The following is an 18,292-nucleotide window of genomic DNA, read 5'->3' on the forward strand; positions in this document are numbered from 1 at the left end:
CCAGCCCGACGATGGACTCGGACCCACTCAAGGCGACGCCCGAGCGGCCGGCGATGGTGCTTTGCGGCGGGGTGGTGGAGCACCCTTACCGCGTCGAGCCGCCACTCTCGTGGGACCTGGAATCTCCGAGCGCGTCCAGCTTGCCGGCAGCCAGGCCCTCGTCGGTGAACGGGTAGATTCGCCAGAGCAACTTCGTTTGCCGACCGTTCAACGGCTGCGGCCCATGGTGTACCGCTTACCCGCCCTCCTCAACCCCCCGCACGCCGCCACACCAGCCCCAGCGCCTTGAATTTCTGCCAAGCGGTGGCGCGTTCGTCCGAGAGCACGTCGAGAAAGTCCGACAGGCGTTTGGACTTGACCATGGTGTAGATGGTCAGCGCGGTGGTGAACGCGAACACGAGGGCGAAGATCCCCAGCTTGCGGCCCAAAGGCGCGTCGGCCTCGGCCAGCAGGTTCATGCCCAGGAAGCCGGTGGTCACGGTGCCGATCAGGCCGAAGATGGTGACGACCGTGAGCCGCACGACGGTGTTGGCCTGGCGGCGCAGGCTGTCGGCGTCCAGGTACTGGTTCATTTCGCCGATGCGCTCCTTGACCTCGGTGTACAGCGGGTCCAGCCCGAGGTGGTTGGCACACATGCGGAACAGGGCGCGCACCTGGGCCTGTTCGGACACTTCGTGGAACCAGTATCGGTGCGTGAAGCGCAGAAAACCGGCAAAGCTGTCGCGGATGGTGCGCTTGAAGCGGCGCACGCTGGCGGCGTCGGCAATGTCCAGGTCTTTCAGGGCCTCGGCCAAGCGGTCCGAGAACATCAGCAGCGCCGCCTTCTGGAAGTGCGCGATCAAGAACAGCAAAAAATGCTGGTGCCTGAACTGCGCCAGCACGCCCCGGTCGCGGCAGACGTAGAACGGGCTGCCGGCATTGCCCAGCACCAGCAGCGAGTGGCCGCTGCACAGATAGCGTGTGTTGGGGGCGGCGCCGCTGCTGCTCCAGAAGCGGTCGTAGCAGAACCGCTTTTCAAAGTCGGCCAGGTGCTCTTCGGAATAAGGCAGGCAGGTGTCGTCGTGGCTGGGCGGGGCCGCCCCCGTCACCAGGCCGAAGCGGATGAAGTCGCTGCGGCTGAGCGCGCGCGGGTCGTCCAGCGCCAGAAAGGCCAGCTGCGGCATGCGGTAGTACTCGATCTGGCGGTAGCGCAGGGGGCCTGTGCGCTCGGAATGGTCGCTCACCAGCGGCTCCAGCAGCCAGGCCCAGTGGGCCGAGATGCGCGGGGCGCGGTGGCTGCTGACGTGGGCCATGAAGAGGTCGCGCTGGTTGGCGTCGGACGCGGCCAGCACCTGCCCGGCGGCGTCAAGCCACTCGGCGCTGTACAGGCAGTGCTGGGCATGGCCCTCTGGATCCCAGCCGGCGGGGTAGCCACGGCCGAAGCGGTACAGCAGCTCCTGCGCCTGGGCGAGCTGCAGGTCGCGGGCGCTGACCTCGACATTGAGCAGCACCAGGTCCAGGTCGAGAAAAAAGTACAGGTCCACATGCACGATGTCGAGCGTGATCGGCGCATCGCCGGGGCGCAGCACCGCCCGCACGGCGCTGACGTCGCTGCGCCGAAACACCCGCATTGGCGAGCCCATGGCACGGCTGCCTTCCCGGCTGCGCCCTTCGCCATACAGGAAGCGCTGCACATAGGGCAAAAAGGTGACGAACTCGTTGTAGTGGCGTTCATGAAAACGGCTGCTGTCGCCCGTGAATTCGTCCACCACCTCGCGCCAGGGCGAGGCCTCCTCGCCCATGTCGGCCAGCAACTGCCAGGGCTTGGCATGCCGGCCCTCGGAGCCCCGCACCGGCATCAGGCGCAGGGGCCACAGCAGGACCTGGCGAAACTCCCGCACGCAGGCGGGGTGGGACTCAGCGGACATGGGTGGCCTTTCGTGGGGAGCCCGGCAAAGTCGATGCTACCGAAAACCGCAGGGGATGGGTTGCTCGCGCAGCCATCGAGCGCTCCGTTCAGGGGGAGGTGAACAAAGGCCGTCGGTATCAGGCCGCGACGCGGCCACTCTCGGCCAGCCGCTTGAGCGATGCCAGGGTGATAGGAAGCCCGGTGCGCAACGGGTTGCCGACGATGGGGCCGAGCACAAAAGACAGTGCGCCAGAAAAAGTCACCCGGTGGACGACTTCGGTGCCGGCCGCCGTGGGGTGGAGCTCGTGCTCGAACAGCATGCGAAAGAGGGGAATCCGGGACTCGACGGTGAACGATTGGTTGGGCACCACGGAGATGAAATCCATGGGGACCGCCATCCCCTTGGGCGGGGTGATCCGGCCTTTGCTCCCGGTCTGGAAGGGTCCGTCGATCGACGAGTCCTTGGTATCCGGGTCCCAGGTTTTCCAGTTGGCGACATCCGCGTAGATCGCGAATATCTTCTCGGGGGGCACGGAGACGGTGACTCGGCTTTCCACTTGCATGCGGGGACTCCTGTAGGGCTTACCGATGATTCAACGAAGCCCCAGACTCTAACGGCTCTGGCAGGTGTGCCGCGCACAGGGTCGCACAGAGGCACACGAAGGTGCGCCAGGGCGAACGGCGGCGACCCTGGGTTACCGGCGGCAGGGATCAAGCACGCCGCCCCCGCCCGGCCGCCTTGGCGCGGTAGAGCGAGGCGTCCGCACGCTCCATGAGGCCGCGCCAGCCATCGTCGCCCGCAAAGGCCACGCCCACGCTGGCGCCGATGTGCACCCTGCGCCCGCCCAGGTCAAAGGGCTGGCCGGCGGCGGCCACTAGCTTGTCGGCCACCTGCTCGGCCGCTGCCTGGCCGGGCATGCCGCCCAGCACCACAACGAACTCGTCGCCGCCCACGCGCGCCACCAGGTCCAGGGGCCGCACCAGGGCAATGAAGCGCGCGGCCACCGCCTGCAGCAGTTGGTCGCCCACCGGGTGGCCCCAGGTGTCGTTGACGGGCTTGAAGCGGTCCAGGTCCACGTACAGCATGGCCACGCCGTGTGCTTCGGCCAGGGGGATGCGCTGCAGGTGCGCCTCCAGGCCCTGCCGGTTCACCAGGCCGGTGAGCGCATCGCGCTCGCTCAGGCCGATGAGGCGCGACTCGCGCTGGCGGTGGATGGTCACGTCGTCCAGCACGGCGATGAAGCCATCGGGCTGGCCGCTCTCGGACTGGCGGGGCACCAGGCTGATGGCCATGTTCCTCGGGCGCCCGCGCAGCTGCAGCACCAGCTCGAACGCGGTGGGCTCGCCGGCCAGCGCCTTGTCGATGAAGCCCATGCTGTCACGCAGCTCGGCCAGCGGCACCACCTCGCCGATGCGCAGGCCCACGATCTCTGCGCGCGAGGGGCCCACGAGCTTTTCGAACGCAGAGTTGACGAACTCATAGCGGCCCTCGCGGTCCACCACGGCGATCACGTCGGGAATCGCCTCGGCAATCGAACTCAGCGTACGCTGCTGGCGAAACAGGTCGGCACGCGAGCGCTGCTGCGCAGAGATGTCGCGCATCACGGCCGTGTAGCGCACCACCCGGCCATCGGCGTCACGGTGGGACAGCACCGAGTGGTCCACCGCAATCGGCTGGCCGGTCACCAGCACCGTGCTTTCGCCCATCCACACCCCGGTCTTGATCACCGAGGGCATCACCTCGTCGCGGTAGCGCCGGGTGGTTTCGGGCGTGTTGAAGTCGGTGAAGCGGTGCTGCGTGACGTCGTAGCCCGCGCCATAGCCCTGGGCCTTGCGCGCGGCGGGGTTCATGTAGGTCACGCGCCCTTCGGCGTCGGCCTGCACCACGAAGTCGGGCGTGGCTTCCAGGATCTGGCTGAGCATGTGCAGCGACTCTTCGGCCCGCTTGCGGTCGGTGATGTCCTGCAGCGCACCCACCACGCGCACCGGGGCGCCCAGTTCGTCGTATTCGGTGTTGCCGATGGCGCGCGCCCAGACGCGCGTGCCGTCGGGCCGGCGCAGCGGGGCTTCGATCTCCCACTTCTCGCCGGTGGCGATGCCTTTTTCAAAGGCGGCGATGAGCCGCTCCTGCGCGCCGTCCTCGTAGAAGCCGACCACGCCGGGCAGCGTGGGCACGAAGGCATCGTCCACGCCATGGATGCCTCGCACCATGGGCGACCAGTGGACCACGCTGGTGTGCAGGTCCACCGTCCAGGGGCCCACCAGCGCCAGCTCGCCCATGCGCTGCAGCAGGGCCTGGTTGGCCTGCAGCTGGCGCTCGGCGGTATGGCGGTGGCTGGCTTCGCGGATGAACCCGGTGGCGCCGATGCCCCCGTTCATGCGCAGCGGGGCGATGGACAGCTCCACGGGCAGGCGGTGCCCGTCCTTGTGCAGCGCCTGCAGCTCGAAGCGACGGCGCAGCACGGGGCCCTCGCCCGTGCGCTGCAGCCGGGCCATGCCATAGAGATGGGCGCTGCGCAGCTCGGGCGGGATGATGAGCTCGTGCATCGGGCGCCCCATGGCTTCGTCGTGGCTCCAGCCCAGCGTCGCCTGCGCCTGGTGGTTCCACTCGGTGATGAAGCCGCCGGGGTCGATGCTGATGAAGGCGTCCTGCGTGCTGACCAGCATGCTTTGCAGTGCCTCGTCGCTTGCCGACCGGGTCGGCAAGGTGTGCGGACTGACTGAGAGGCCCGGGGGCAGAGAGCCTGGCGCCCGCGCATGCGGGTCGCTGCCCAGCGGCTCGCGCAGGTCCCAGCGGGGGCGCTGGCTGGCAAAGGCGCTGCGTGTGCTGCGGACCGCACCGGGGTCGTCGAGCGTGCCCACCGCCACCTCGACCACGTCGGGCCGGCCCTCCTCCAGGCGAAACAGCTGGCTGCCGCACTGCGGGCACAGCTGGCGCACCGCGTGCTCGGACGAGTGCCAGGTGTGCAGGGCCCCGTAGGTGCGCAAGGTGGCACGCTCGCCCTCCAGCCACGCCATGCCGGCCCCGCCGGACGCCCTGCGGCAGCTCTCGCAGTAGCACACGGCAGCCTCCAGCTCCAGGGCATGCACCGCGTACTCGACGCGGCGGCAAGCGCATCGGCCTCTCATCACCACCGGAGCTGTTCTCATATGCGCCCTCCAACCCTGGCGTGCATCCCGGGTTCTGTTCTTGTGCCTTGCCATGCAGGCAGCAGCAGGTGTCCACCGCAGGGCTGCCCTCGCTCCCTGCCCAAACCCTAACCGGTCTTGCCCCCGGGCCCTGTAGGACAGCGCCCACGCGCACCCTGCAGCGCTCTCGTCCCCCACGCCACCAGTGTGCAGTTGGATTGCCAATCCGGCAATCCAGTCATCGAAAAATGGCGCCGCAGCCGGGCCCGCCACCCCTTGGGGGCCGGCACAATCGGTGCCTTTCGCCCGAGCTTTCGGCCCTGCCCTTCCCCTGTCCGCCGCCGCAATAATCACCCCCATGGAAACCCTTGTTCTCGGCGCCGGCATCGTCGGCGTCAGTACCGCCCTGGCGCTGCAGCAGCGTGGCCACGCCGTGACCCTCGTCGACCGCCAGGCGCCTGGCCGCGAGACCTCGTACGGCAATGCCGGCATCATCCAGCGCGAGGCCGTGCAGCCCTACGCCTTTCCGCGCAGCATCGCCACGCTGGCGCGTGTGGCCACCGGCTTGAGCAACGACGCCCACTACCACTGGGGGGCCCTGCTGCACCTGGCGCCGCAGTTGTTCAGCTACTGGGCCGCATCAGCCCCCGCGCGCTACGCGCCCATCGCGCAGGCCTACAGCCGCCTGATCGAGCACTGCATCACCGAGCACCGCGGCTGGATCGAGCAGGCCGGCGCCAGCGACCTGGTGCACAAGGATGGCTGGCTGCAGCTGTACCGCAGCGGCCCGGCGTTCGACGCTGCGGCAAAGCAGGCCAGCGCCGTCGCCGCATCGCACCACCTGGCCTGCCAGGTGCTCGGCACGGCCGCCCTGGCCGCCGCCCAGCCGGTGCTGCAGATGCCACTGGCCGGCGCCGTGCACTGGCAAGACCCCTGGACCGTGCGCGACCCCGGCGAGCTGGTGGCGCGCTACGCGCGGCTGTTTGTGCAGCGCGGCGGGCAGCTGGCCACGGGTGACGCGCTGACGTTGCGCCAGCAAGGCAGCGGCTGGGCCGTGCAGGTGGACTCTGGCAGCATCAGCGCGCAGCACGCCGTCATCGCCCTGGGCCCCTGGGCCGGTGCGCTCACCACGCGCCTGGGCTACCGCCTGCCGCTGTTCAGCAAGCGCGGCTACCACCGGCACTTTGCCGGCGGGCCCACGCTGACCATGCCCGCGCTGGACATCGAACGCGGTGTGATGCTCGCCCCCATGGCGCGCGGCCTGCGCCTGACCACCGGGGCCGAGTTCGCGCTGCAAGACGCCCCCGCCACCCCCGTGCAGCTGCGCCGCGCGGAGATCTCCACGCGCGAACTGCTGCCCCTGGGCGAGCCGGTGGAGGCCACGCCCTGGCTGGGCGCCCGCCCCTGCACCGCCGACATGCTGCCCGTGCTCGGCCCCGCACCGCGCCATGCGGGCCTGTGGTTCAACTTCGGCCACGCGCACCAGGGCTTCACCCTGGGGCCCGTCACCGGCCGGCTGGTGGCCGAGCTGATCAGCGGCGAGGCGCCGTTCGTGGACCCGGCGCCTTATTTGGCGCAGCGGTTTTTGTAACAGACCGAGCCGCGCAGGCGCTGCAGCCCCCTATCGCAGCACCCTGCGGGGGCGCCATGCCCGCATCACCCATATTGGCGATTGCGGCCAGGGCACTGTTGCCTTGAAATCGTGAAACCAATGGATACAAGTGTGTCCATCAAGACACATGCGTTCGCGCGCATTTTTCTCTTCACCTGCTGGCCACCACAACCCCAAGAAGCGCACGCCGGCGCAACCCCGATTCACCACTGCCATGATGCTCACCCGCACGCTCAAGAAAATTGCCGCCGCCACCGCCACCGCCATCGTCGCCAGCCTGGGTGCCGCCAGCCCCGCATGGGCCGACATCACCGCATCGGCCACGGCCAGCGGCCCATCGAGCGCCTACACCCTGGTCGCCCGCGTCACGCCCGACGCCCAGTACGTGGGCCGCGGCAAGCTGTACTTTGTGATGCAGCACGGTTCGCAGATCTACGCACTGTCGGAGACCCGTGGCTTCGTCCCTTACACGGGTGGCGAACCGCCGGAATACCGCACCATCGCCCAGGCCACCGAGACCATCACCGTGCAAGGCTGGAACACCACGGCCCAGGCCGGTGCCTCGATCTTCGTGGGCTTTGGCACCGATGTGATGGACATGGTCAACAACGGCAGGTTCAAGCTGGTGGCCACGCTGCCGGCGGCGCCTGCGCCAACGCCGACGCCCACACCGACCCCAACGCCCCCGGTGACCACCAACCCCTATGCGGTGCACAACGGCACCTATATGTGCTATGACGACTATGGCCGCTCGGGCACAGTCACCGCCACCTTCACCGCCAGCAACACGGTGATCGACACCACCCGGCTGACGACGATTCCGGTGTACTCGTACAACCTTTCGCTTAGCACCATCGTCAGCCAGCCCGGTTACAGGACCTACAGCAGCACGAGCCTGCCGCTCAAGCTGGTCATGCTCAATCCGTCCGGGGGGCCTTACAGCCTGGCGATCGGCTACCAATCGAACGCCTACAGCAGCCAGATTGTTTACGTCTGCACCAAACGCTGAGACGGCGCGGCAAACGCAAGCAAGAGTGCCCTGCGGCAATCACCGCCGCGAGAACACGCTGGCGGCCTCGGTGCTTCTTTTGCAAGCGAGCCGGACCATCCAGCACATCCCGTCACAGATTACACATTCACCGCCGCCCCATCCACTGCCCAGCGGCACTCCGCCATCCAGGTGGGCAAGGCGGGGTCGCGCACCACGGGCGCCAGGGCACGCAGCGTGGTGTTCATCTGGCTGTCGAACCAGTGCAGCTTCTGCTCGGCGAACTGGATGGACGACAGCGCCTGCAGCACCAGCTTGCCCCCGTCCACCACCGGCAGCGGCAGCGCCGCGCGAAACGCCATGTCCAGCGACGGGTGCTCGCGCACCAGCTCCTGCAAAAAGGCGCAGGCCCCATCGATGGCCTGCGCATGCCGCGCGTGGAAGGCCGGGCTCATCTCTTCGGTGCCCAGGAACTTGGCAACGCCGGCGAGCGACTCGAACGGGGTGGGCAGGCGGGTAGGGGTGGGGGTTGTTGAGGGCATGGTGGCGGTCGGCTGGGCTGAGGAATGGCAACGGCAACCGCGCGCAGGCGGTATAGGCACGTATCCAACGTAACAGTATGCGCCCGCCGCGTGCCCCGCTGCCCGGACGGGGCGCAAAATGCACTGCGCGCGCCTGCTGCTGCAGCGACGGCAGCGCGTCCGTATCCAAGTAAACCGCTTTCAACGCCATCGCGTTGAATGCGCTGTAACCGGACACCGCCATGCCCACCACCCTGCCCAAAAGTACCCTGAGCACCTTGCGCAAACTGCTCGCAGGCGCGGCCCTGGCACTGGGCCTTGGCGCCCTGCCCGCCTTCGGCCAGATAACCACGGTGGCCACCACCATCAGCGGCACCACGCAGGCCCTGAACTTCGCCGTCAGCGTCAACCCCGAGGCCCGGTTCCTGGGCCAGGGCAGGCTGTACTTCGTGCTGCTGCACAACGGGCAGTTCTACCTGCTGTCCGAGACACGTGGCTTCGTGCCCTACACGGGCGGCGAGATCCCTGAGTACCGCACCATCCGCCAGCCGACCGAGACCATCGCTGTCAGCAACTGGAACACCCGCGCACAGCTGGGTGGCGCCATCTTCGTGGGCTACGGCAACGACTTCTCGGAGATGCTGGCCAGCGGCCGCTACCGCCAGGTGGCCACCCTGGCCGAATACCCCATCCCGCCCGTGGCGGGCGACCCCTACGCGGCCTACAGCGGCGCCTACCTGTGCTCCAGCAACACGGGCGCCACCTACAACGCCACCGCCACCTTCACAGCCGCCCAGGCGGTGGTGGACACATCCCGCATGCCCGCCATTGCGCTGCCCAGCATCAGCGTGCCTTTCGACGGCCTGGGCAGCAGCGGCGACCGCATCTACGCCAACCGCGACTTCCCGCTGTACCTGGTGTCGCTGGACACGACGGCAGCCGCCCGCTACCCGCTCGCGCTGGCCTACCAGGCCAACGACTTCAGCGCCTCGCACATCTTCGTGTGCGCAAGGCGCTGAAAGCGCCCTTCTCTCAGGCATTTCACGCGCGCGGCTGAGCCCCACTGGGGGCGAAACGCCTGAGGTGCACCGTCCAGCGCCTCCCCGATACCGCCCGTCGGCGCGCAGCGCCATGTCGTGACATTTGGTTTCACGCCACAGTGCGCGCCCCACCCCGGTGATAGATTCGCCGGTCGCTCGGGCCACGCGCCGGGCGTGCCCCGATCCACCGCCAACAGATACACACACCATGGCCGTTACCGTCTCCGACCTGCAGAACATGCGTTTTTCCGGCAACCCGCAGGCCGATGCCTTGCTGGGCGGCACTCCCATCTGGAACTTCTGGCCCGACGGCCGGAAGGTCATCTACTACACCTTCGACGCGGGTGCCAGCAGCGAAGCGGCCAAGAAAACCGGCAGCGCGGTCACGGCCTTCAACGCCGACCAGAAGCAGTCCACCCTGCAGATCCTGCAGCACGCCTCTGCCGTCACCGGCATCGTCTTTACCGAGGTGTCCACCTCGGCCCAGGCCGACCTGCACTTCGCGGCCACCAACCTGCAGGGCCCCTCCACCGCAGGCCTGGCATCGTCTGGCTACAACTACAGCTACTCCGGCCCCAACCAGGTGGTGGGCTCGCTGAACATCGAGGCCGTGGTCTACCTGGACAACGTGGAGCACGCCGGCATCAACAACAAGCCCACGGCCGGCGGCTCGGGCTACGAGGTGCTGCTGCACGAAGTGGGGCACGCGCTGGGCCTGTCGCACCCCTTCGACTCCTCGCACCCCCTGCCTGCGGGGCAGGACAACACCAACAACACCGTCATGTCGTACACGCATGCCGGCCCGAACAAGACCACCTTCCAGGGCTACGACCTGCTGGCGCTCGACTGGCTGTATGGCCGCGACGGCCTGGGCGGCACCTACGGTTTCAACTCCACCAAGGGCCCGACGCTGACCTTCGATGCAGCGCCCGCCCCAGCCCCAGCCCCGGCCCCTGCACCGGCCCCGGCACCCACACCAGCTCCGGCGCCGAGCCCAACACCCGCCCCTGCGCCCACAACACCGACAACGCCTACGGCCCCACCTACCCCCACCAAGCCCACGCCGGCACCGACGCCCACGCCCACCACCCCCAACCTGCCCACAGGCAACCAGGGCACGGGCGATGCAGACCTGTTCAACAGCAAGCCCGCCACCGAGACCTTCAACGGCGGTGCGGGCGTGGACACGCTGGTGGCCCACGGCAACCGCGGGCAGTACACGCTGCAGCCGCTGTCGGGCGGCAACTGGCAACTCAACGACAAGGGCACCGGCCTCGACGGCATCGACACCCTGCAGCAGATCGAGCGCGTGCGCTTTGCAGATCACTCCGTGGCGCTGGACCTGAACGGCGCCGCCGGCACCGCCGCGCGCCTCATCAGCACCCTGCTGGGCTCCGACGCGCTGAAGAACCGCGGCCTGGTGGGTTCTGTGATCAAGGCAGTGGACGAATCGGGGGCCACGCCCCAGCAACTCGCAGAACTGGCCCTGGCCGCCGTGGCCGGCCCCTCTGCCACGCCCGAGCAGGTAGTGGCCCTGCTGTACGCCAACCTGTTCGGCACTGCGGCCGATGCCGGCACCGTGCAGAACCTTGCAGGCCTGCTCAAGTCGGGCAGCTACACCGGCGCATCGCTGACCTGGGCCGTGGCCAGCTCGGACCTCACGGCCAGCAAGATCAACCTGGTGGGGCTGAGCCAGGTGGGGCTGGAATACATCTGAACCGAATGGATGCGCAGGGACCGCCTGCGCATCCACGGCCTTGGCGCAGTCGGCGCCGCGCACCCACGGGAAGCCAAGGCGCCCGGCGCAGCCCTACCTTTGGGGGATACCGCCCGCCAGAAATTTGCACTCCAATCACGTTCGATGCCCCTTGACAAGCAATGCTTTGCCAAGAGCAGACATGTTCGCCCCGGCGACTGCAGGCCCCGGAGAACACTCCCCTCTGGTGCCATGGTCCCTGGGGCACAACACCTGGCCAAGCCAGCGACCGTGGCATACCCAACGTGATTACCGCACTTTTCGAATTCACCCGCTCTGGCGTCTGCAAGGTTGTACCGAGCGTATCCGCCTCCACGGACGCCCAGGCCGTGCTGCTCAACTGGACACTGATGGCCAACGACCGCGCATTCCGCACGGTGCTCGACCTGCCCGACCGCCTGGTGGCCGAACTCAGCTGGAACGAGCGGCACGACACCGCCCAGCGGCACGACCTCGACTCCTGGGCCCGCCGCCTGGACATCACCGTGTCCAACGCACTGCGCATGTCGCACAGCGACTGGCAGACCGCACGCCCCCTGGCGGCGTAAGGCGCCGCGCCCGCGCCCGCCCCTGGTCAGCCCACCGCGCCTGCCGGCACCTGGCAGGGCCTGATCGCACCGCCGCCCGATCCACCGCCGTTGCAGTGAACAGAGCGGCCCGCCGGGCTACTCCGGATAGGTTACGGTCCCCCCGCCAATAATCACGGGGCCTTCACACTGGACCACAAATCCGCTTGACCGATCCCGAATTTCAATCCCTTGCTCTCCTTCTGGCAGGGTCACTACTTCGCATTGGATATCGCAGCCAGACCAGCGAACCGGGCCACTTATATTCAGGCATTGCACAAATGTCACGCCAATGAATTCAGTCGAGACACCACTGCGTTGCCATCCGATGGTGAACCGATCATGGCCATTGACATAGCCGGCAAAAAAAACGTTCTCACCGCGCCACTCCGCGAAGAAAGAGGCCAACCCGTGCATATCTTGCTGTTTGAACTTCACTGTCTCACCTCCAATGAGACCGCTTTGGCAGAACCTCTCATCAACCCAATGATTGGCATGCTTCTGTAGGGGCTGTCAACAGGGGTCTTGTCGACACACTCCAGGACATGCCGGACAAATCGATTGATGATTTCCCTCTTTTTATCCCGATTGTTATTAGGAAGCAATCTCAGACAATCAGCAAGATGAATGGAAAAATCAATATCTCCTTCTCGCCGATACACTTCACCCCACAAATCCCTCTCAAGAGCTGCCCACGGAAAACGTGGGAGCATATGGCGATACCAGTAACGCAGCTCTGAAAGCCTCGTGACCTGAAAGCTCAGCTGAAGAGCCCTTTGCATCAATACCCGATCACGAACTGCCCGCCTGAAAACACGAAGCCCCATGGAGCTCACTTTTGACACTTCGTGCGTCAACAAAAAATCCAGGCACTCCCAGGCACTTTCTCTTTCAGCATGGGTCACATATTGGGAAATGCCATTCTCAACTCGACTATCCATGACATGAGACCCAATGGCTCGCCGAATCTCATCGATCGAAGAAAAATACATTCGACCCGCCTTAATAGTCATCATGACGATCCTCAAATTTATCAAATGGCAATCTGAATTCTTTTGCCCAATCAGATCTGGCCGGCTCCGGCCTGTAATGCCCAGATGAATTCGTCCATCGAAAAAGTGTTCCTCTGTTGTTCTTTCCCGATCCAAATTTTATCTTTCCAGCATACTCCACCGGCTGCCCTCGCGCAATGTCGATGTGCCCTTGCTTCTCTTGCCCGCCAGCCAGTCCAACAAAAATCTGGCCCCCTTGAATTACATAGTTATAAGTTCCTTTTGCCGTCAGGGAATCACCGGAGCCATATATTTTCCACCTGCCATCACTCCCCTGCCTTAGCTCACCCCTCTTCAGCTTGCGCGGATCGGGCTGATCCGTGAACAAATTTACAAACTGTCCATCGGCATTTCTCAGTTGCGGGCTGCTGCTGCCATCAAGGAATGGTACGGAGACAGCATGTGCCTCTTGCTGCGTCGGCAGATTGCCTGCAGGTGGAGGTTTTGTAGAGGCCCCCCCACGAGCCAACCCAGAATAGAGCGCGGCGGGAAGCGAGGAATCCAATGACGTACCCTGTGCGACATCCGGCGACGCCAGCAAACCCATTGCCAGAGCAGCCTCGTGCACAGGCACCATCATCCCTTCAGCGAACCGTTTCGCGTCGCGTACACCACCTGCAAGCAGTCCCGCCTCCAAGGCATCCGGGTCTCCACGCACAGCAAGCATGCCGGACTCAAGCGCAATGATCTGCTTGACGACAGGTGCGACGGGCGGAGCGCGCGTTCCGTTGTTTCCGGGCAAAGACAACGGCGGCGCCGCCAGTGCCTGCTGCGCCTGCGTTGCTTGCTCTGGAGCTACCAGCAGGCTGCGGTCAAACAAGAAAACCTTGCTGACGCCCGCTTTTTTCAGAAATGCTTCCAGCGCACGGGGATCACCCTCCACGCTCAGCGTGCCTTCATCGGTCAAGCGCACTGCACCGACAAATGGCGATACCGAAACATCTGCGCTGGAATCCAAGACCTCGCCGCCTTGTGCACCCGATTCATGCAAGTCGATGACTGTGGCCAATCTCTGCGGCCCATCCGTCGCCTCGGTCGGCTGGGCCACGGCCCCGAGATTGGAGGAGAGCCCGGCAGGTGCTTCCGACACGTCCAAATGGCTGTCAGGCACGGCATGCGCTCCCTCCTCGACAGAGGCAGCGCCCACAGTTCGCAGTCCATGGGCATCCGAGTTGCGCGCTGCGGCGCTGGGCGAGCCGACAGGAGCGGCCGGTGCCGCCCTCTGGGCTGGCACGCGGGGCGCAGGCAGGTCGTCTGCACGCCTACCACCGTTTTCGGCAGTATTTGCCGATGCGACCCGCAGGGGATTGTGGACCCCGCCCAGTTCGCCGGCCATCTCCGCGAACACCTGCCCGGGCTGGTCGACCTCCCCCTTTTGCGCCAGCTGTTTCCCGGCTTCACCGGCACCACCCAAAGCGCCTTGCACACCAGCCTGCAGCGGTGCGTTGATGGCCTGGCGCGCGGCCTGGTTCTTGAAGACCTTGGGTACCAGTGTCTTGCTGGCCAGGCCCCCGGAGACTGCATCCATCGTGCCCACGATGGCGCCACCCTTTCCAGCATAGGCCATGGCCTCGTGCAGCATCTTCCTTCACAGTCAGCTTGACTAGCTTGGAGCGCCCATTCACCTGCATGTGCGCGAAGAAGCGATGAACTGCGCGGATGTTCAGGTCGTCACTGCGGTCCTGCTTGCTCCAACCCAGGATTGCATGCTCAAACAAGCTGTCCGCATTGGCTACGGCCATGGAATGCGTAGCGGGTGTCTCGGACTTGGCCACAGCCTTGCCGCTGAGCATCTTGTCGAGTGAATTGCGCGATACCACTGCCTTGAGGCCAGTGGACTCGTTGGTTAGCTCTTTGCCCTGAAATTGCTTAACCGCCTCGCGTGCTTCGCTGAAGGTTGATGCTTCGCGCACCTTCGGCACTCGGGTTCGGCTGAACAACAAGGCAGTGCGTTGAGCCGTTCCATGCACAAGGTCAGTTGCGGCACCAGAAGTATCGTCGCGTGTGGAGCGTTCCCGCTGCGCAATGCCAAACGCCAAATCCACCAGGTCCTGCCCATCGAAAGCCTGCGGATTCCCGGTCAGCTTGCCCAGCAAGGCCTGCAGCGATGCCCGCACCCGCGCCAGCCACCCCTGCACCGTAGTGATGGGCCGCATGGCCGTGGGCTCCACGCCCAGGTCCATCGCCACCTGCACGGCATAGGGGAACAGTTCTTCGCTGCTGTAGCTGGCCGCGTCTGCGCCCGCCGGGCGCGAGGCATCCACGCGCCGCACCGCCTCGTCGTACACCTGCCGCTCCAGGCTGCCATCGGGCTTACCCACCCAGGTGCCGATTACCTCGTGCAGTTGCCTCCAGCCCCTCTCACCGAGCACCGCCTTGCCGTGCTTGTGCATCAGCTCGTGCGCAGCCACAGCCATCTCCTGGCCGGCTTCGATGTGGTCGGCGATCAGGAAGACGGTTTGTGTTTCTGGGTCGTAGAAGCCATGGGCAAGGCCGGTGTTTTGCGAGCCCATGTCCACCTCGCCGATCAGGGGTTCCCAGTGCTCCTTGATCTCGTCTGAGGTGGTGGCCACCACACGGCCCCGGCCGCCAGCCAAGAGGCCCATGCTGTTGGTCAGCCTGGCAACCGCAGCGCGCACGGAATGAACGGTGGCGGGCTGCGATGGCAGGCCCCTGGCCTGCGAAGCCTGATCTGGCGCAGGTGGCGCGCTGCGGCTGAACTGCTGGCCCTGCCGGGATGGGCTGGGCGAGGACTGGGGTCGCGCAGCCGCCAGCAGCACCTTCCGCGCCTTGTCCACCTCATCGAGCCCGACCACAATGCCACCCTTGCGCTCGATCACGCGGTCCACACCGCCGGCCAGCAGGCGGGCACAGATGAGCTTGGCGTCGCCCCTGACCATCAGCGTGCCGTCGCGCAGTGGCTCCATTTGCACGGGTGCCTGTGGCAGCGCGCGCACATCCGCAGCGCTGGCTTGCGCGCCTGCCTGCTGCCCCTGCACCGCAAGTGGCGCAGCGAGGCCAGCCGCGCTGGTGCCTGCGGTTCGTGCCCCGGCGAAGGTGCCGGAGGCTGCCGGTTCTCCACGAAGGACTGCCGGGGCTTGCTGGGCTCCCTGAAGACTGGCTGCCTCCTGCGCGGCATTCGCCGCTGTCAAGGCGCGCGCAGGCACGCCGCCCACCTGCCGGTGGGCCGACTCGACAGGCGGTGCGCTCAGCACCCGCCGCGCCAGGGCCGCCTGCTCCACCGGCACCACCGTCACGCCAGAGAAAGACCTTGCACCGCCCACGCCGCCTGCCTGCAGGCGCGACTGGATCGCGGCTTGGTCGCCCCGCACCACGAGCATGCCCGAGTCGAGGGCCTGCACCTGCATAGGAACCTGGGCCGCTGCGGTGTGGCGGGCTGCGCCCTGCTCTTCGGCCTGCGCCGCGCTGGGATCGGCGTCCGCAGAGGTGGACGCGGCGGTTGATGGAGCAGCCTGACCCGCATCGGCATCAGTCGGCGCATCCTGCGCGGGCAATGCCTCGGCATGGCGCAGTATCTCGGCCTCGGCCTGGGCCTTCCTATCGGCGGCGGCCACCTCTGACCAGGTGGCGCCGCTGCCGGGCAGCATGCCGCCGGAATAGGCGTAGGAATGCTCAATCGGAGCAGCAGAGAGGTCTGCAGAGGGAGAAGGTGGTGAGGGCGGCGGGGGCGATGCGGGCCCGCCAGCAGTGTGCGGCTCGGTACCCCTTTGCCCACGCGCTGTGGGCGGTACAGGAGGAACGGTGGGCCGGGTAGGCTGGTCCTGCACGCGCGGGGCTGCACCCGCCCCGCGCGCCCCCGCAGTGCCGCCCATGACGCCCCCCACGGCCATGCCCTGCCCTGCCCTGCGGCCTCGCCGGCCATCTCATCGAGCTTCACGTCCTGGCCGGCCCGCGAGAGTTCCAGGCCCTTGGCCACTGCGCCGGACGCTTCCTCGGCCCCCTCGGAGAACGATTCGGCTGCAGCGGATCTGGCCCTTTGCACCAGCACCTCCAGCGCCTGGGAGCCAAGGCTTCCTTCCTTACCCCGCGTCAGCGGCCGGGTCATGAAGGAGGTGGACTTGACGGCCTCGCGCGCCGTGCCCTTCAGGTGCGAGGGCAGGAACATCTTTTCGATGGCGTCGCCGCCGGGCACCAGCTTCATCGACAGCACGGACGCCCCGGTATCACTAGGGCCTGTTCACACCAATTTCGGGGTCGCGAAGGCCCTTGCCGGCGTGCCAATCTAGGCGCGCGACGCCGCCTGTGCATGTGCACACGCAAGGAGCGCAACGACGAGTGGCGCGCCGGCAAGGGCCTTCCCTTCGGGTTACCCAGCCTGGGGGCCGTCTGCGGCGTTACCCGCGCTTGCAAGGTGCACACCTTGCTGCGCACGGGCGCCTTGCATCCAGCCCACAGGCCGGGCAACGCGATCCCCGAAATTGGTGTGAACAGGCCCTACAGCGCGCGGTTTGCGGCCGCCGCGGCCAGGATGCTTCGGGCCTTGTCTTCGCCGTGCTCCCGGGCCAGTTGCTGGAACTCAGGCTCCGCCGCAAAGGCGGACGTGGGCAGCTTTTGCAGCTCTGCATACAACTCGTTGGCGACCGAAGCGCCCTGCTGCGCAGCCGATAGGCGCGAGTCCCCAGAGCGGGGCAGGGCAATCCAAGCGCCAGGACTCCGGCCCCGGCCTGCCGGCAACCATCTTGCGCGGGCTTGCAGCTCGCGAATGAAGGGCTGGATCAGGCCATCTGCGTCTGCAGAGCGCGCGACTGCTCAGCTGTTGGCTGGAAGCTGAGGGTATTGAAAGATGCCCCCATGGCTCGGCAAAAGCGTACCTACCAACTGAAGCTACAGCAAAGGCACTTCGTAGAATCGGGAGTTCAACTTGGGCTGCACTGCATTCCATAGCATCAGCTTGTTGGACCCCCAATAATCATCGCCTTGCCCTCCCAGTATCGCTGCAAGCTTGCCATTTTTTTGCCAGCTCAAGCACAGAGCAACCTCGCACGGCCGATTCTCCAGTCGAGGATTAATCGGATTTTCCTTGATGATGGACATGCCAATCAATTGATCACCGACAAAATCGCGCCATTTCGCTTGCGAAAAGACCGGATCCGATGCTTCAATTGGAAAAAGCACACCCTCCTTTTCGCTCATCGGCGTGGCGCCAAGCCGCCTATTTCTGTCACTGTCAAGCCAAACAATCGCACTATTAAGGCTGTCATCCTCCCCAACCCCGAGGATTCCGGCTCCTTCGAACGTGAGACCCAGCGGCCCTTCAGTCCCTTCAAAAACACGCGAAGGCGACTCTTCCATTTCGGCTCCCGCCTCTTCCTTGGGAAATATGCTGTATCTCGTGAATGAAATCAGCTTGCGCCCCAAGAAAGTTCGGAGAAGAGGAATAGATTGAGATGGCGTCGGTTGATCTTTATATTGGTCAATCATTAAAATCCCTATTTTCCTTCGGCCAATTTTACCAAACAATCGATCATCTTTATGTTTTTTCGATAACCCACATCACCCACCGCAAGCCTTAATGATTCAGATATCACAATACCACCATCTTTTCCCACAAGAAACTGCAGATCGGATATATGCAACTTGGCCCCTTCAATTTTTCCTCTGATGAGTATCAAATCAGAAATACTTCGCTTATTCAACAAACTTAGATCGCCGACAACCGTCGCATGGCCATCCACCATTCTGACCGCATCTTTGGTCCCCGCCTCAAATCGATCGTACA

General features: G+C 65.8%; 15 protein-coding genes. 5 read left to right on the plus strand and 10 right to left on the minus strand.

The genetic code is table 11. The annotated features are described in order from the left end of the window. Positions 1-248: 248 nt before the first annotated feature. From QYL93_RS20690 to QYL93_RS20700, 3 genes are all read right to left on the minus strand, one after another. Positions 249-1,907 carry a hypothetical protein gene (locus tag QYL93_RS20690; protein WP_305745419.1) on the minus strand — a complete coding sequence of 553 codons (1,659 nt, stop codon included), beginning with the start codon at positions 1,905-1,907 and terminating at the stop codon, positions 249-251. A 118-nt stretch (positions 1,908-2,025) separates the two neighbouring features. Then, the gene (locus tag QYL93_RS20695) at positions 2,026-2,451 is read right to left on the minus strand and encodes an SRPBCC family protein (protein ID WP_305745420.1); all 426 of its coding nucleotides are present in this window, start codon (positions 2,449-2,451) and stop codon (positions 2,026-2,028) included. 148 nt (positions 2,452-2,599) lie between these two features. Further along, positions 2,600-5,038 (minus strand): PAS domain S-box protein, encoded by a 2,439-nt coding sequence (locus QYL93_RS20700; RefSeq protein ID WP_305745421.1) that lies wholly within the window; start codon positions 5,036-5,038, stop codon positions 2,600-2,602. A gap of 337 nt (positions 5,039-5,375) precedes the next feature. Between QYL93_RS20700 and QYL93_RS20705 the strand changes: the two genes are divergently transcribed. Both QYL93_RS20705 and QYL93_RS20710 read left to right on the plus strand, forming a co-directional pair. Further along, positions 5,376-6,608 carry an FAD-binding oxidoreductase gene (locus QYL93_RS20705; RefSeq protein WP_305745422.1) on the plus strand — a complete coding sequence of 411 codons (1,233 nt, stop codon included), beginning with the start codon at positions 5,376-5,378 and terminating at the stop codon, positions 6,606-6,608. 235 nt (positions 6,609-6,843) lie between these two features. Further along, positions 6,844-7,638, plus strand: coding sequence for a hypothetical protein (locus tag QYL93_RS20710; RefSeq protein ID WP_305745423.1), 795 nt, complete (start codon positions 6,844-6,846; stop codon positions 7,636-7,638). 119 nt (positions 7,639-7,757) lie between these two features. Here QYL93_RS20710 and QYL93_RS20715 read toward each other — a convergent pair whose 3' ends face one another. Continuing rightward, entirely contained in the window at positions 7,758-8,159 is a 402-nt protein-coding gene (locus tag QYL93_RS20715; protein ID WP_305745424.1) for a hypothetical protein, read from the minus strand. Positions 8,160-8,380: 221 nt separating this feature from the next. Between QYL93_RS20715 and QYL93_RS20720 the strand changes: the two genes are divergently transcribed. From QYL93_RS20720 to QYL93_RS20730, 3 genes are all read left to right on the plus strand, one after another. Then, on the plus strand, positions 8,381-9,157 hold the full coding sequence (locus QYL93_RS20720) for a hypothetical protein (protein WP_305745425.1): 777 nt from the start codon (positions 8,381-8,383) through the stop codon (positions 9,155-9,157). A gap of 229 nt (positions 9,158-9,386) precedes the next feature. Beyond that, positions 9,387-10,895 (plus strand): M12 family metallo-peptidase, encoded by a 1,509-nt coding sequence (locus QYL93_RS20725; RefSeq protein WP_305745426.1) that lies wholly within the window; start codon positions 9,387-9,389, stop codon positions 10,893-10,895. A gap of 284 nt (positions 10,896-11,179) precedes the next feature. Then, the gene (locus QYL93_RS20730; protein ID WP_305745427.1) at positions 11,180-11,482 is read left to right on the plus strand and encodes a hypothetical protein; all 303 of its coding nucleotides are present in this window, start codon (positions 11,180-11,182) and stop codon (positions 11,480-11,482) included. A gap of 117 nt (positions 11,483-11,599) precedes the next feature. Here QYL93_RS20730 and QYL93_RS20735 read toward each other — a convergent pair whose 3' ends face one another. The 6 genes from QYL93_RS20735 to QYL93_RS20760 form a co-directional block, all read right to left on the minus strand. Continuing rightward, positions 11,600-11,938, minus strand: a complete 339-nt coding sequence (locus QYL93_RS20735) for a hypothetical protein (RefSeq protein ID WP_305745428.1) — start codon at positions 11,936-11,938, stop codon at positions 11,600-11,602. Next, complete coding sequence (locus QYL93_RS20740; protein ID WP_305745429.1) at positions 11,935-12,492, minus strand: hypothetical protein; 558 nt, start codon at positions 12,490-12,492, stop codon at positions 11,935-11,937. The genes QYL93_RS20735 and QYL93_RS20740 overlap by 4 nt, the downstream gene beginning before the upstream one ends. Positions 12,493-12,502: 10 nt before the next feature. Then, positions 12,503-13,663, minus strand: coding sequence for a hypothetical protein (locus QYL93_RS20745; protein ID WP_305745430.1), 1,161 nt, complete (start codon positions 13,661-13,663; stop codon positions 12,503-12,505). 286 nt (positions 13,664-13,949) lie between these two features. Beyond that, positions 13,950-16,160 (minus strand): hypothetical protein, encoded by a 2,211-nt coding sequence (locus QYL93_RS20750; RefSeq protein ID WP_305745431.1) that lies wholly within the window; start codon positions 16,158-16,160, stop codon positions 13,950-13,952. A gap of 1,237 nt (positions 16,161-17,397) precedes the next feature. Continuing rightward, on the minus strand, positions 17,398-17,994 hold the full coding sequence (locus QYL93_RS20755) for a hypothetical protein (protein ID WP_305745432.1): 597 nt from the start codon (positions 17,992-17,994) through the stop codon (positions 17,398-17,400). An 8-nt stretch (positions 17,995-18,002) separates the two neighbouring features. Beyond that, on the minus strand, positions 18,003-18,292 hold a 290-nt coding region (locus QYL93_RS20760), incomplete at its 5' end, for a hypothetical protein (protein WP_305745433.1).

The organism is Acidovorax sp. A1169, from assembly GCF_030704685.1.
Classification (GTDB): Bacteria; Pseudomonadota; Gammaproteobacteria; order Burkholderiales; family Burkholderiaceae_C; genus Acidovorax.